This is a genomic window from Acinetobacter pragensis, assembly GCF_001605895.1.
Taxonomy (GTDB): Bacteria; Pseudomonadota; Gammaproteobacteria; order Pseudomonadales; family Moraxellaceae; genus Acinetobacter; species Acinetobacter pragensis.
In genome coordinates, this window is sequence record NZ_LUAW01000023.1 from 93,829 (window position 1) to 108,812 (window position 14,984).

10 protein-coding genes are annotated in these 14,984 nt (G+C 46.1%); 9 read left to right on the top strand and 1 reads right to left on the bottom strand.

Going from position 1 to position 14,984, the window contains the following annotated elements:
- Nucleotides 1–100: 100 nt before the first annotated feature.
- The 7 genes from rplJ to AZH43_RS10915 all read left to right on the top strand — a co-directional run bounded on the left by rplJ (nucleotide 101) and on the right by AZH43_RS10915 (nucleotide 11,914).
- The gene (rplJ, locus tag AZH43_RS10885) at nucleotides 101–607 is read left to right on the top strand and encodes a 50S ribosomal protein L10 (protein ID WP_067669557.1); all 507 of its coding nucleotides are present in this window, start codon (nucleotides 101–103) and stop codon (nucleotides 605–607) included.
- Between the two features lie 48 nt (nucleotides 608–655).
- Nucleotides 656–1,021 carry a 50S ribosomal protein L7/L12 gene (rplL, locus tag AZH43_RS10890; RefSeq protein ID WP_067669559.1) on the top strand — a complete coding sequence of 122 codons (366 nt, stop codon included), beginning with the start codon at nucleotides 656–658 and terminating at the stop codon, nucleotides 1,019–1,021.
- Nucleotides 1,022–1,323: 302 nt separating this feature from the next.
- Nucleotides 1,324–5,412, top strand: a complete 4,089-nt coding sequence (gene rpoB / locus AZH43_RS10895) for a DNA-directed RNA polymerase subunit beta (RefSeq protein WP_067669561.1) — start codon at nucleotides 1,324–1,326, stop codon at nucleotides 5,410–5,412.
- A gap of 144 nt (nucleotides 5,413–5,556) precedes the next feature.
- On the top strand, nucleotides 5,557–9,756 hold the full coding sequence (gene rpoC / locus AZH43_RS10900) for a DNA-directed RNA polymerase subunit beta' (RefSeq protein WP_067669563.1): 4,200 nt from the start codon (nucleotides 5,557–5,559) through the stop codon (nucleotides 9,754–9,756).
- Nucleotides 9,757–9,930: 174 nt separating this feature from the next.
- Entirely contained in the window at nucleotides 9,931–10,776 is an 846-nt protein-coding gene (locus tag AZH43_RS10905; RefSeq protein ID WP_106386934.1) for an alpha/beta hydrolase, read from the top strand.
- Between the two features lie 88 nt (nucleotides 10,777–10,864).
- Nucleotides 10,865–11,413 (top strand): hypothetical protein, encoded by a 549-nt coding sequence (locus AZH43_RS10910; RefSeq protein WP_067669567.1) that lies wholly within the window; start codon nucleotides 10,865–10,867, stop codon nucleotides 11,411–11,413.
- Between the two features lie 144 nt (nucleotides 11,414–11,557).
- Nucleotides 11,558–11,914: a DNA transfer protein p32 gene (locus AZH43_RS10915; protein WP_067669569.1), complete on the top strand. Its 357-nt coding sequence runs from the start codon at nucleotides 11,558–11,560 to the stop codon at nucleotides 11,912–11,914.
- A gap of 55 nt (nucleotides 11,915–11,969) precedes the next feature.
- On the opposite strand, the gene AZH43_RS10920 is transcribed toward AZH43_RS10915, so the two are convergent.
- Complete coding sequence (locus AZH43_RS10920; RefSeq protein ID WP_067669571.1) at nucleotides 11,970–12,452, bottom strand: DUF4442 domain-containing protein; 483 nt, start codon at nucleotides 12,450–12,452, stop codon at nucleotides 11,970–11,972.
- 114 nt (nucleotides 12,453–12,566) lie between these two features.
- Here AZH43_RS10920 and AZH43_RS10925 point away from each other — a divergent pair, with 114 nt between their 5' ends.
- Nucleotides 12,567–13,436, top strand: a complete 870-nt coding sequence (locus AZH43_RS10925) for an alpha/beta fold hydrolase (protein ID WP_067669575.1) — start codon at nucleotides 12,567–12,569, stop codon at nucleotides 13,434–13,436.
- A gap of 103 nt (nucleotides 13,437–13,539) precedes the next feature.
- The gene (locus tag AZH43_RS10930; RefSeq protein WP_067669577.1) at nucleotides 13,540–14,907 is read left to right on the top strand and encodes a Na+/H+ antiporter family protein; all 1,368 of its coding nucleotides are present in this window, start codon (nucleotides 13,540–13,542) and stop codon (nucleotides 14,905–14,907) included.
- Nucleotides 14,908–14,984: the final 77 nt, after the last annotated feature.

The window sequence follows — 14,984 nt, forward strand, 5'->3', positions numbered from 1 at the left end:
GGTGTGATTTGTTCATCCTCCGCGTGTAAATTCAGCGATGAATTTACGAATTGGGAGTGCGCCTTTTGAGGCGCATAAATCACCGTTAGGAGGTTTTACAATGGCTCTTCTTATCGAAGGCAAAAAACAGATCGTAGCTGAAGTGACTGAAGTTGCTTCTACTGCATTTGCTGCTGTTGTTGCTGACTATCAAGGTTTAACAGTTGAGCAATTAACTGCTCTACGTGTTGAAGCTCGTAAACTAGGTGTTGCTACACGCGTTGTACGTAATACTTTGGCTAAACGCGCTCTTCAAGATACTCAATTCAATATCTTGAACGACAACCTTGTTGGCCCAACAATCTTAGCTTTCTCAACTTCTGAAGACGACATGGGCGCTGCTGCTCGTTTGTTCGAAGAATTTGCTAAAACTAATAAAGCATTTGAACTTAAAGCTGCTGCATTTGACGGTAAAGTTTATCAAGGTGCTGAAGTTAGCGTTATCGCGAACCTTCCAAACCAAGAGAAAGCGCTTACTCTTCTTGCAAGCGTACTTCAAGCTCCTATTTCGAAATTGGGCCGCTTGCTTACAGCGCTTCAAGAGAAAAACGAGTCAGAAGCTGCATAAGCTTAAATCTATTCACACACCATTCAATACCCATTTGGAGTTACTCTCATGGCTTTAACAAACGAAGAAATCTTAAACGCAGTTGCTGAAAAAACTGTTCTTGAACTTGTTGAACTTATTTCTGCTTTCGAAGAAAAATTCAACGTATCTGCTGCTGCTGTAGCTGTAGCTGCAGGTCCTGCTGCTGCTGCTGCTGAAGAACAATCGGAATTCAATGTTGAATTGACTTCTTTCGGCGCGAACAAAGTAGCTGTGATTAAAGCAGTTCGTGAAGTTACTGGCCTTGGCTTGAAAGAAGCTAAAGATCTAGTTGAAGGCGCTCCTTCAGTTCTTAAAGAAGCTGTTTCTAAAGAAGAAGCTGAAGAACTTAAGAAAAAACTTGAAGAAACTGGTGCTACTATTACTGTTAAGTAATTTTGCCAGGGGGCAAATATTAATTTGACCCCAAAAATTGGCTGATGGCTCTTGGGTCATCAGCCTTTTTGCGTTACAATAATCGGCTCGATTTTTGTTTGAATGACATAAAAATCATACAAATTGAAAATAAAGAAAAATATCAAATGCTTACCAATATTTTTCCGTTTAAAAAATATTGTTAAGCGTTTTAATACCACTATAAATTGCAGCATTTGTCAAAGTGGTGGCCATATCGGCCTGCGTAATTCCTTCTAAATCCGTTCTGCAGGCGGATTTAGTTTACTTTCCGAGGACTCCAGATGGCATACTCATATACCGAAAAGAAACGGATCCGTAAGAATTTTGGTAAATTGCCCAAGGTAATGGATGTTCCGTACTTGCTCGCGATTCAAGTCGACTCGTACAGAACTTTCTTGCAAGATGGCAAAACTCCAAAAAACCGCGAAGATATCGGTCTCCAAGCCGCATTTCGTTCAGTTTTTCCTATAGAAAGTTATTCTGGCAATGCTGCTTTAGAATTTGTTGAGTATAGTCTTGGTAAACCTGAGTTTGATGTTCGTGAGTGTATTCTTCGCGGCTCAACTTATGCGGCGCCAATGCGTGTAAAAATTCGCCTGATCTTAAAAGATCGCGAAACAAAATCTATCAAAGACGTTCGTGAGCAAGAAGTCTACATGGGCGAAATGCCGCTCATGACAGATAACGGTACTTTCGTTATTAACGGTACTGAACGTGTAATTGTCTCTCAATTGCACCGTTCACCGGGTGTGTTCTTTGACCACGATAAGGGTAAAACACATTCAAGCGGCAAAGTGCTGTATTCTGCGCGTATTATTCCTTACCGCGGTTCATGGCTGGACTTTGAGTTTGATGCGAAAGATCTTGTGTTCGTGCGTATCGACCGCCGCCGCAAATTGCTTGCAACAGTGGTGCTGCGCGCATTAGGTTACGGCAATTCTCAAATCCTTGATTTGTTCTACGAAAAAGTGCCTGTATATCTGGATACTGGCAGCTACCAAATCGACCTTGTGCCTGAACGCCTGCGCGGTGAAATGGCTCAGTTCGATATTGCTGATCAAGACGGCAAAGCAATTGTAGAGCAAGGCAAGCGTATCAACGCGCGTCATGTGCGTCAAATGGAAGCAGCAGGGCTTGAGAAGCTTTCTGTTCCGGATGAGTACCTGTACGAACGGATTATTGCAGAAGATGTTGCATTGCGTGATGGCGATGTGATTGCTGCCAATACCGTATTGAGCCATGAAATCATGGTGAAATTGGCTGAAGGTGGTGTGAAGCAATTCAACATCCTGTTCACCAACGATATTGACCGCGGTTCATTCATTGCAGATTCTTTACGTGCTGACACAACTGAAAACCGTGAGCAGGCGCTGGTAGAAATCTACAAAGTGATGCGCCCAGGCGAGCCGCCGACAAAAGAAGCGGCAGAGAACCTGTTCAACAACTTATTCTTCTCTTCTGAGCGTTACGACTTGTCTCCGGTCGGCCGTATGAAGTTCAACCGCCGTTTGGGCCGCCCTTACGAAGTCGGTACAGATCAGAAGTCTCGTGAAGTTGAAGGCATTTTATCGAACGAAGACATCACTGACGTTCTGAAGACTCTTGTCGAAATCCGTAACGGTAAAGGCGAAGTTGACGATATCGATCACTTGGGTAACCGTCGTGTTCGTTCTGTCGGTGAAATGACAGAGAATCAATTCCGTGTGGGTCTTGTACGTGTTGAGCGTGCTGTTAAAGAGCGTTTAAGCCAAGCTGAAACTGATAACTTGTCTCCGCAGGATTTAATCAATGCGAAGCCAGTGGCTGCTGCAATCAAAGAATTCTTTGGTTCAAGCCAATTGTCACAGTTCATGGACCAAAACAACCCATTGTCTGAAATTACGCATAAACGCCGCGTTTCAGCACTTGGACCCGGCGGCTTGACGCGTGAGCGCGCAGGCTTTGAAGTACGTGACGTACATCAAACTCACTATGGCCGTGTGTGCCCGATTGAGACTCCTGAAGGTCCAAACATTGGTTTGATCAACTCACTTTCTGTTTATGCGAAATGCAACAACTTCGGTTTCTTGGAAACTCCATACCGTAAAGTTGTTGATGGCCGTGTAACTGACGATGTTGAATATTTATCTGCGATTGAAGAAGTGGGCACTGTGATTGCACAGGCCGATTCTAGCGTCGATAAAGACGGCAACTTATTGGAAGAGTTCGTATCTGTCCGTCACCAAGGTGACTTCGTACGCATGCCTCCTGAGAAAGTAACGCATATGGACGTATCGGCACAGCAGGTTGTTTCTGTTGCTGCGTCGCTGATTCCGTTCCTTGAACACGATGATGCCAACCGTGCATTAATGGGTTCAAACATGCAGCGTCAGGCTGTGCCAACGTTAATTGCTGATAAGCCGCTTGTAGGTACAGGCATGGAAGCAAACGTAGCGCATGACTCTGGTGTGTGTGTGATTGCAGGCCGTGGCGGCCGCATCGAATTTGTTGATGCATCACGTGTCGTGATCCGCGTCAACGAAGATGAGATGGTTGCCGGTGAAGCAGGCGTAGATATCTACAACCTGATTAAATATACACGTTCGAACCAAAACACCTGTATTAACCAGAAAGTTCTGGTGAAACTGGGCGATAAAGTTGGCCGCGGCGACGTATTGGCTGATGGTCCATCAACTGATGGCGGTGAGCTGGCGCTTGGTCAAAACATGCGCGTTGCGTTCATGACGTGGAATGGCTACAACTATGAAGACTCGATCTTGTTATCAGAGCGCGTTCTTCAGGAAGATCGTTTAACGTCGATTCATATTCAGGAATTGTCATGCGTAGCGCGTGATACGAAGTTGGGCGCAGAAGAAATTACTGCCGATATTCCTAACGTCGGTGAGGCTGCGCTGTCTAAGCTGGATGAATCAGGTATCGTGTATATCGGTGCTGAAGTGACTGCCGGCGATATCCTTGTAGGTAAAGTAACGCCTAAAGGTGAAACGCAGTTAACACCGGAAGAAAAATTGCTTCGCGCAATCTTCGGTGAAAAAGCAGCGGATGTGAAAGACTCTTCTTTACGCGTGTCTTCAGGCGTGAAAGGTACAGTTATTGATGTTCAAGTGTTTACACGCGACGGTCTGGAAAAAGACGAACGCGCGCAAGCAATTGAAAAAGCGCAATTGGATTCATACCGCAAAGACTTAAAAGAAGAGTACAAAATCTTCGAAGAAGCGGCGCGTGAACGTATTATCCGCTTGCTGAAAGGCCAAGAGTCAAATGGCGGCGGCACGACTAAACGCGGTGATAAAATCACTGAAGAGCTGCTGTCAGGCCTAGAGCTTGCTGACCTTCTTGAAATTCAGCCTGCCGATGAAGCGATTGCTGAACGCTTAACTCAAATTCAAGTGTTCTTGAAAGAGAAAGGCTTCGAGATTGATGAGAAATTTGCAGAGAAAAAACGCAAACTTTCTACAGGTGATGAACTGACAACTGGCGTATTGAAAGTTGTTAAAGTTTACCTAGCCGTTAAACGCCGCATCCAGCCGGGTGATAAAATGGCGGGCCGTCACGGTAACAAAGGTGTTGTATCAAACATCCTGCCTGTAGAAGACATGCCGCATGATGCAAACGGTGTTCCTGTAGACGTGGTGCTTAACCCATTGGGCGTACCGTCACGTATGAACGTCGGTCAGATTCTTGAAACTCACTTGGGTATGGCGGCGAAAGGCCTTGGCGATCAAATCGACAAGATGATGAAGCAGCAGCGCACTGTGCTTGAGCTTCGTGAATTCCTTGACAAGATTTACAACAAAGTCGGCGGTGAGCAAGAAGAGCTTGATACCCTGACTGATGATGAAATCTTGGTGCTTTCAGGCAACTTGCGTAAGGGCGTTCCAATTGCGACCCCTGTATTTGACGGCGCTGAAGAAGGCCAGATCAAAGAATTGCTTGAACTTGCAGACATCTCACGTACTGGTCAAACAGTATTGTATGATGGACGTACAGGTGAACGTTTCGACCGTCCTGTAACTGTAGGCTACATGTACATGCTGAAACTGAACCACTTGGTAGACGACAAAATGCATGCGCGTTCTACGGGTTCTTATTCACTTGTTACACAGCAGCCTTTGGGCGGTAAAGCGCAGTTCGGTGGTCAGCGTTTCGGTGAGATGGAGGTCTGGGCTCTGGAAGCATATGGCGCAGCGTACACGCTTCAAGAAATGCTAACTGTGAAATCGGATGACGTTGAAGGCCGTACCCGCATCTACAAGAACATCGTAGATGGCAACCATTATATGGATCCAGGCATGCCTGAATCGTTCAACGTATTGACCAAAGAGATCCGTTCTTTAGGTATCAACATTGAACTGAAAAATGGTGACTAAGAAATCCCCCTGACCCCTTTGAAAAAGGGGGAGTTCCCCTCTTTCTTTAAAGAGGGGAAGGGGAGATTGCTATTTCTCAGTTAAAAAACAATATTTGTGACCCAGTTGTGAAGTGAAAATCTCCACAACACACGGAGAAAAAAATTGAAAGACTTGCTCGATATCATGCGCAAAAAGACGGATTCAGACGGTCATGCTCCAGTTGAGTTTGACCGCATCCGTATTGGTCTTGCGTCACCAGAAATGATTAAGTCATGGTCTCACGGTGAAGTTAAAAAGCCAGAGACAATTAACTACCGTACGTTCAAGCCAGAACGCGACGGTTTATTCTGCGCCAAAATCTTTGGTCCAGTAAAAGATTACGAATGCTTGTGCGGTAAATACAAGCGCATGAAGTACAAAGGCGTCATTTGTGAAAAATGTGGCGTTGAAGTAACGACTGCAAAAGTTCGCCGCGAACGCATGGGTCACATTGAACTGGCTTCTCCGGTTGCGCACATTTGGTTCTTGAAATCATTGCCGAGCCGTATCGGCCTTTTATTAGATATGACATTGCGTGATATCGAACGCGTATTGTATTTCGAATCTTATGTTGTTACTGACCCGGGTATGACTCCGTTTGAGAAATACCAGCTTCTGAATGATGAAGAATACTTCAATGCATTAGAAGAGCACGGTGATGAATTCACAGCGAAAATGGGTGCGGAAGCTGTTCAGGACCTATTGAAAGATATTGATCTTGAAGCTGAAATTTCTCGCCTGCGTGAAGAAATTCCAAACACAACTTCAGAAACGAAGCTGAAAAAAGCGTCGAAACGCCTGAAGTTGATGGAAGCGTTCAAAGAGTCGAACAATAAGCCGGAATGGATGGTGCTGACTGTACTTCCAGTTCTTCCGCCAGACCTTCGCCCGTTGGTTCCGCTTGAAGGCGGCCGTTTCGCGACGTCTGACTTGAACGATCTTTACCGCCGCGTGATCAACCGTAATAACCGTTTAAAACGTCTTCTTGACTTGTCTGCGCCTGACATCATCGTACGTAACGAAAAACGTATGCTGCAGGAATCTGTGGATGCGTTATTGGATAACGGCCGCCGCGGCCGTGCGATTACCGGTTCGAACAAGCGTCCGCTTAAATCTTTAGCTGATATGATCAAAGGTAAGCAAGGCCGTTTCCGTCAAAACTTGCTGGGTAAACGTGTTGACTATTCAGGCCGTTCAGTAATTACTGTTGGTCCGTCACTACGTTTGCACCAATGCGGTCTTCCAAAGAAAATGGCGCTTGAATTATTCAAACCATTTATTTTTGCGAAACTGCAAGCGTCTGGCCAGGCAACAACCATTAAAGCTGCGAAGAAAATGGTTGAGCGCGAAACTCCAGAAGTTTGGGACGTTCTTGCTCATGTGATCCGTCAGCATCCAATCATGCTGAACCGTGCGCCGACACTTCACCGTTTGGGTCTTCAAGCATTTGAACCGACCTTGATTGAAGGTAAAGCGATCCGTCTTCACCCACTCGTATGTGCGGCATTTAACGCCGACTTCGACGGTGACCAAATGGCGGTACATGTCCCATTAACACTTGAAGCTCAATTAGAAGCTCGTGCGTTGATGATGTCTACCAACAACATCTTATCACCTGCGAACGGTGAGCCGATTATCGTACCTTCTCAGGACGTTGTCTTGGGCTTGTATTACATCACGCGTGATGCGATCAATGCCAAAGGCGAAGGCATGGTGTTTGCGGATACTGATGAAGTAAACCGTGCATTGGCAACAGGTCAAGTTGACTTGCATGCCCGTGTTAAAGCGCGTGTGCATCAAACTGTCATCAATGAAAATGGTGAGCGTGAGCATCAAACCATTGTTGTTGATACAACGCCTGGCCGCTGCTTGCTTTGGGAAGTTGTTCCTGAAGGCATGGATTTCCAGCAAATCAACCTTGAGATGACTAAAAAGAACATCTCTAAAATCATTAACTCTTGCTACCGTAAATTGGGTCTGAAAGATACAGTGATCTTTGCTGACCAATTGATGTATTTGGGCTTCCGTCAAGCGACGCGTTCAGGTGTATCTGTGGGTATGGAAGACATGCTGATTCCGCCAACTAAGCAGGCGATTATCGATAAAGCGGAAACTGAAGTTCGTGAAATCGAACAGCAGTTTGAGCAAGGTTTCGTAACTGCCGGCGAACGTTATAACAAAGTTGTCGATATTTGGGCGCGTACCAACGACCAAGTAGCGAAAGCAATGATGGACAACTTGTCATTCACGACTGTTAAAAACAAACAGGGTGAAGACGAGAAGCAAAAATCATTCAACTCAATCTACATGATGTCTGACTCAGGTGCCCGTGGTTCGGCAGCTCAGATCCGTCAGCTTGCAGGTATGCGTGGTCTGATGGCGAAACCGGATGGCTCGATTATCGAAACACCGATTAAAGCGAACTTCCGTGAAGGTTTGACAGTACTTCAGTACTTCATCTCGACACACGGTGCGCGTAAAGGTTTGGCCGATACAGCACTGAAAACAGCGAACTCAGGTTACTTGACTCGCCGTTTGGTCGACGTTGCGCAGGATTTGGTTATTACAGAACCGGATTGCGGCACGATGGACGGTCTGGTTATGACTCCATTCATTCAAGGCGGTGATGTCATCGAGAACTTGGGTGCACGAGTTCTTGGCCGTGTTGTTGCTGAAGATGTGAAGAAAGTCGGCACTGAAGAAGTTCTGCTTGAACGCAATACTTTAATTGATGAAAAATTAGCTGCGTTTATTGAAAATGCAGGTATTGATGAAATTAAAGTACGTTCAGTGGTTAACTGTGCGTCTACCTTTGGTGTTTGTGCGAAATGTTACGGCCGTGACCTTGCACGCGGTCATCAGGTGAACCCTGGTGAGTCTGTTGGTGTAATGGCTGCTCAATCTATTGGTGAGCCGGGTACACAGTTAACCATGCGTACGTTCCACGTGGGCGGTGCTGCAAGCCGAACATCTGCTGCAAACAGCATTCAAGTGCGTAACAAAGGTACTGTGCGTTTCCACAATGTGAAAACTGTACAGCATGCGAAAGGCCACTTGGTATCAACTTCACGTTCGGGTGAAATCGGTATTGCGGATGACTTAGGCCGTGAACGCGAACGCTACAAAATCCCATACGGTGCTTCAATCATCCTGAAAGATGGTGAAGAAGTCGCAGCTGGCGGTATTGTAGCAACTTGGGATCCGCATACACATCCATTGGTTACAGAAGTTGCCGGTAAAGTGCGTTTCAGCCAAATCGCTGATGGCGTGACTGTGACATCGAAAACTGATGATGCAACTGGTATGACCACAATTGAAATCCTGCCAGTGACTTCACGTCCTGCGTCAGGTAAAGATTTGCGTCCTGCAGTGGTATTGGACACAGTTGATGGCGGCGAACAGTTCTACTTCTTGCCGCAAAACACGATTCTTTCTGTCCGTAATGGCGAAACAATTGGTGTCGGTGATGTTATCGGCCGTGTACCGCAAGAATCTTCACGTACCCGTGATATTACCGGTGGTCTGCCGCGTGTAGCTGACTTGTTCGAAGCGCGTAAACCGAAAGAGCACGCAATTCTTGCTGAAATTTCAGGTGTTGTAAGCTTCGGTAAAGAAACTAAAGGCAAAAACCGCTTAGTGATCACTCCGGATGACGGCTCTGAAATTTATGAAGAGCTGATTCCGAAATGGCGTACCATTAACGTGTTCGAAGGCGAACATGTGAACCGTGGTGAAACCATTTCTGATGGCCCGCAAAACCCGCATGACATCTTGCGTCTGAAGGGTGAAGTGGCGTTGACGAACTACATCGTGAACGAAGTTCAGGACGTTTACCGTCTGCAAGGTGTAAAAATCAACGATAAGCACATTGAAGTGATCGTACGTCAAATGCTGCGTAAAGTTGACATCACTGATGGCGGCGATACAAGCTTCATCAAAGGCGAACAAGTGGATTACATTCGTGTAATGGGCGAGAACCAAGCTGTTCTGGCGCAAAACAAGTTCCCTGCGAAATTTGAACGTCAATTGATGGGTATCACCAAAGCATCGCTTTCTACTGACTCGTTCATTTCTGCTGCATCGTTCCAGGAAACCACTCGTGTGTTGACTGAAGCGGCTGTAACAGGTAAAGAAGATGACTTGCGCGGTCTGAAAGAGAACGTGGTTGTAGGCCGCTTGATTCCTGCAGGTACGGGTTTGGCATATCACTTAGAGCGCCGCCGTCAAGAATCAGAAGCTGCTGAACTTGAGCTTCACAATGATTTCTCTGATGTTGATCAGGCTTTAAGCCAGGCATTCAGCGATGAGTTTAATGGCCTTTAATTAGTCCATAAAGACTGAATTGAAAAGCGCCTTCGGGCGCTTTTTTTTTTTGTCAAAAATACAAAAATACAAAAAGAGAATAAGAATCATTTATTATATTGTGAATGTTTGATTTGTGAAAAAATTATGCTGAAAATTTGCAGGGGAATTTGCTTTTTGATTTTAGGCGCATGCATGCATAGTGCGAGCGCTAAGCCTAATCTGAAGCCTTTGGGGGAAAATATCGCCGATCAAAAATCGGCGTATTATGATTTTAAAATAAAGCAGTTCCAGTCAGCAGACCATTTGCGCAGCTATAAAGTCTGGCTGGCTGTACCAAAAGGCCATGCAAAAAAAGCCCAAGCTGTAATTTATATGCTGGATGGCAATGCTGTGATGGATCGGCTGAAAGAGCCGATGCTGAAAGAATTAGCGGCTTATGATGCGCCGGTTTTGGTGGCTGTCGGTTATGACACTCAACTGCCATTTTTATCAGAGGCGCGGTCTGTAGATTACACGCCGGGCAATGGAGATGGCAAGATTGAGCCGGATCCGCGCTCACCCGATAGAATGAGCGGCGGCAGTCAAGCCTTCCGTGATTTGCTGACCGGGCCGGTGGCTGCTTGGGTGCACAGTCAAACCAAGCTTGATCCTCAGCGGATCGGCCTTTGGGGGCATTCATATGGCGGCTTGTTTGTGCTGGATAGCATGCTGAACAGCAATTATTTTACGCATTATTTTGCAGCGAGCCCGTCTTTAGGCTGGGCTGATCACCGGATGTTTAATCAACTCATGCATGCAAAAATCAGCAATGCTGAACACAAAAAACTTTGGCTGATTGAAGGTGATTCAGAGCAACAGGGGCAGGCATTGCGAAGCCCGAACGCCTCATCTAACGGGATTGATCAACTGCGAAAAGCTGCTTTGATGCTCAGTCAGCAGAAGGTTCAGACCAAATTGATTATTTATCCGCAATTAACGCATGGTGAAGTTTTTATCCCAGCGATGCGCGAAGCATTTGAGCAGAAGTTATGGAATTAGCGCTTGGCTGAACATGAAAATCTGCTTATAGTAAAATGATGTTATTGCAAAAATAACATGAAAATTAATAATTCTAAGGGGCAATTCTATGTTTTCACGTTCGTGTATCGTATCAGCTGTATATTTAGTTATTGCATTGCCAAGCTTGGCTTTCGCGGCGCCTATGCCGAACACCATAGTGGTTGAGGATAAGGCGGTTGTGCCGGTATTGAAAACCGAAGTTATCCGCCGGGCAGCGGGGCAGGAGCCAGTGCGCCAGGTAACGGCGACGGTTTTAGAGATGACCAATCAAGGCAAAGATATTGTAGCGCGTGAAATTGAACTGCAGGACAGCCAAGATCAATTTTCAGACAAGCAGCTGTCTATTCCTGTTGTTAAAAAAGGCAGCGTGATTGTACCGACCTCTAAAATTGAATTGAATAAGACGCTGAAGCAGGACGGTCAAGTGATCGCTCAGACCAAGAAGGTTGATGCAGAAGGCATGGAGTTTAAAAAAGGGCAAGAACCTGTTAAGCGGACATTGCAGCTGGATCAGAAGCGCATTCCGGACCGCAATGTCAAAGTTTCACATGCGGTGCTGACAGAAAATGGCGCTGTGAGTAAAGATGTAACGGTATTGAGCGAGGCGGAAGAATAATTTTTTAACACACGAGATGATTTCTGAGTTCGGCTGCTGTTTTACAAATTACTTCAAATTATGCCTGAGACTTAACATTCAGTTGAAATTGATCCCATAATATAGATCTATGCTGTAATCAAATAAAGCTGTAAGGGGAAGGATATGAAAAAATTACTCAGTGTGATGGCCATGACCGCCATGTCTACTGTGCTTTTAGCGGGCTGTGAAAGCATGTCTCCAAATGAACAGCGGATTGGCGCGGCTGCCTTAGGCGGCGCGATTGGCGGCGGCGCAGGCAGCCATATTGGCGGTACTGCAGGGGCAGCTGTCGGTGGCGGCGCTGGCGCAGCAGTCGGCAGTAAGACACAGAATGGTTCAAACCGTAATGCGACTTACAGCGGTGTTGGCGGCGCGATTGGCTCAGCGGTCGGTAAAAGCGTCTTCGGCGGCAATGCTGGCGCAGCAATCGGCGGTGCAATTGGCGGCGGCGCTGGTGCCGCAATTGAGCAGCAGCGCTAAAATAAAAGCAGAAATTCACATATTGAAAAAAGCGCTTGATGATTCAAGCGCTTTTTTATTTGCGCGGCTTAGACTGTTTCCGCCGGATATACAGGGTCTTTTGAACTTCTGCAATACGCAGCCCCGCTTCATCAAAAATATTGAGAGAATAATTGCGGATGACAGGCGCGTAATTATCAGCCAAGGCCTTGATATGTTCCACTTCCTGAAAGTCTAAGCGGATATCTGCATAAACAGTGCCGCGGCCCGGCGAAAGAAACTGGATATTGGAGGATTTATCCCAAACAATATACTTAGAGCCTAAATGATGCATGAGCAGCAGCATGTAGAAAGGATCGACCATAGAATATAAGCTGCCGCCAAAATGCACGCCTACAATATTGCGGTTTTTGTGCGTCAGCGGCATTTTTACCCGAATATGATAATTGGGCAGATCTATTTGATCGATTTCAATCCCTGCGCCTTTGTAGGGGGCATAATGATTGAGTAAGAATTTCGAGACAATTGGAATTGTCATTATTTTTTGCATTAGGCCCATAGCGGTCAATTTCTTTTAATTGTCAGATCACCATACTAGAACAGAATATAAACGCTGGCATTGATCAGATTGCCGGCACATGATTATAAAACGCCAATCACAAAGGACCCTAACATGGATGCACGTACTCAGTGGGTAAGTACCTCAGATCAGCAGCGGCTCTTCGCGAAAGCATGGGGGAATGCGCAGAATCCGGCTTTGGTTCTGGTGCATGGCTATCCGGATAATCAAGACGTCTGGAAACCGGTTATTGAGCAGCTGATTTCTGAATATTATATTGTGACTTACGATGTGCGCGGCGCGGGTGAATCCAGTATTCCAAAGCGCATTAAAGATTTCCGCCTAGAGCAGCTGTCGCAGGATTTAGACAGCGTTGTCCGTGCTGTATTGGGGGATCGTCCTTTTCATCTGGCTGCACATGATTGGGGTTCTATACAGTCTTGGGAGTCGGTCACTGAACCGAAGTTCCGCGGCCGGATTTTATCCTATACCACGATATCCGGGCCATGCCTTGACCATGCCGCGTATTGGATGCGTCAGCAGTTTCAGCATGAGAAACCTAAATTTTTTAAACAGCTGAGCAAGTCCTGGTACATTGCCGCTTTTCAGCTGCCTTTTTTGGCGCCCGCGGCTTGGAATTTTTTCAGTCCTGAACGCTGGGGCGCTGTAGTCTCCAAATTGGAAGGACAGCCACAGCTGCCGCTGAATGCCAATATTGTAAAAGATGGCAAATATGGTGTTGGGCTGTACCGCGCCAATTTTATCCCGCGTTTACTGAAACCGCGGGAACGTTTTGCAGTCTGTGCAGTTCAGGCAATTGTGTTAAAGCAGGATAATTTTGTCAGTCCAGCGCTAATAGATGAGGTACCGAAATGGGCTGAGGATTTTTCCCGCGTGGATTTGGATGCCAATCATTGGGCGGTACTGAGCGCACCGGAGAAAATAGCCGAGCACATCACGGATTTTATTCGGCGTCAGGGTTAATCTAAGAATAAGGAAGTCATGACCGCAAGGCAGCGGACAACTGGGGTAAATTTATTCGGAAACTCTGATAAAATGCATTTTTTCCAAAGTTACCTATTTCCCTATGTTTGCAATTATTGCTGCCATTGCAGTCATGTTTGGCTTGTCTTTGGTTCGTGTTCCTGTGGTCTTTGCCTTGGTAATAGGGGCAATGACTGGCGGCTTATTGGCTGGTTTAGGGCTTCAAGGCACATTAGACGCATTTAATAACGGTTTGGGCGGCGGTGCAAAAATCGCTTTAGCCTACGGTATTCTAGGCGCTTTTGCTTTGGCGCTGGCGCGTTCCGGATTGCCGGATTTATTGGCCTATAAGTTGATTACCGTGCTTAAAGGCAGCAGTAATCAAAAAGCGCAGAACCGTGTTAAATATCTGATTTTTTTTACAGTGTCGCTAGCCGCGGTTTTTTCACAAAACGTCATTCCTGTACATATTGCATTTATTCCGGTTTTGATTCCGCCGTTATTGAATGTATTCAATCACTTAAAGCTGGACCGCCGGCTTATTACCTGCCTGCTGACTTTTGGTTTGGTCGGTACCTATATGCTGCTGCCTGTGGGCTTTGGCGCGATCTTTCTGAATGATATTCTGGGTCAGAATATTAATACTTTCGGCAAGCCCTACGGTTTTCAAATCAGCTACGAGCAAATTCCCGCTGCCATGGCGATTCCTGTTTTCGGCATGTTTGTCGGCCTGCTGGTTGCTGTATTTTTCAGTTACCGTAAGCCGCGTGAATACCGGGATGTGCAGCTTGAAGCGCCGAAGCATACTATTTCAGGGGACATGGACAGTCATGGGCAGGCTAAACCTGAGATTGCGAACTTCACGCTTTTCATGGCCGCAGCCGCTGTGGTTATGACATTGTGTGTGCAGCTTTATTCAGATTCAATGATTCTGGCAGGTCTGGTCGGTGTAGCGATTTTAAGCTGCGCAGGCATTTTCAAATGGAAAGAAGCCGATGATGTGATTATTACCGGCATGCGCATGATGGCGCTGGTCGGTTTTATCATGATTTCCGCGCAGGGCTTTGCTTCAGTGATTGAAGCGACCAATCAGGTGCCTGCACTGGTTGAAGCATCGGTGGAATGGATTGGCAACAGCAAAGCGTTGGCTGCCTTTTTGATGCTGCTGATTGGCTTGCTGATTACTTTGGGCATTGGTTCCTCTTTTTCTACTGTGCCTATTCTGGCGATTATTTATGTCCCGCTGTGCCTTCAGTTCGGTTTCAGCCCTGCTGCCACAATTGCAATTATTGGCACGGCAGCGGCATTAGGCGATGCCGGTTCGCCCGCCTCTGATTCGACTTTGGGACCCACTTCAGGCTTGAATATGGACGGTCAGCATGACCATATGAAAGACAGTGTGATTCCAACATTTATCCATTTTAATATTCCATTAATGATCTTTGGCTGGATTGCAGCTATGGTGCTTTAACGGGTTAAATGAATTTAAAAAGGCGATTTTAAAATCGCCTTTTTTTAATATTTAATTCTGATTAAAATAAGTATTTT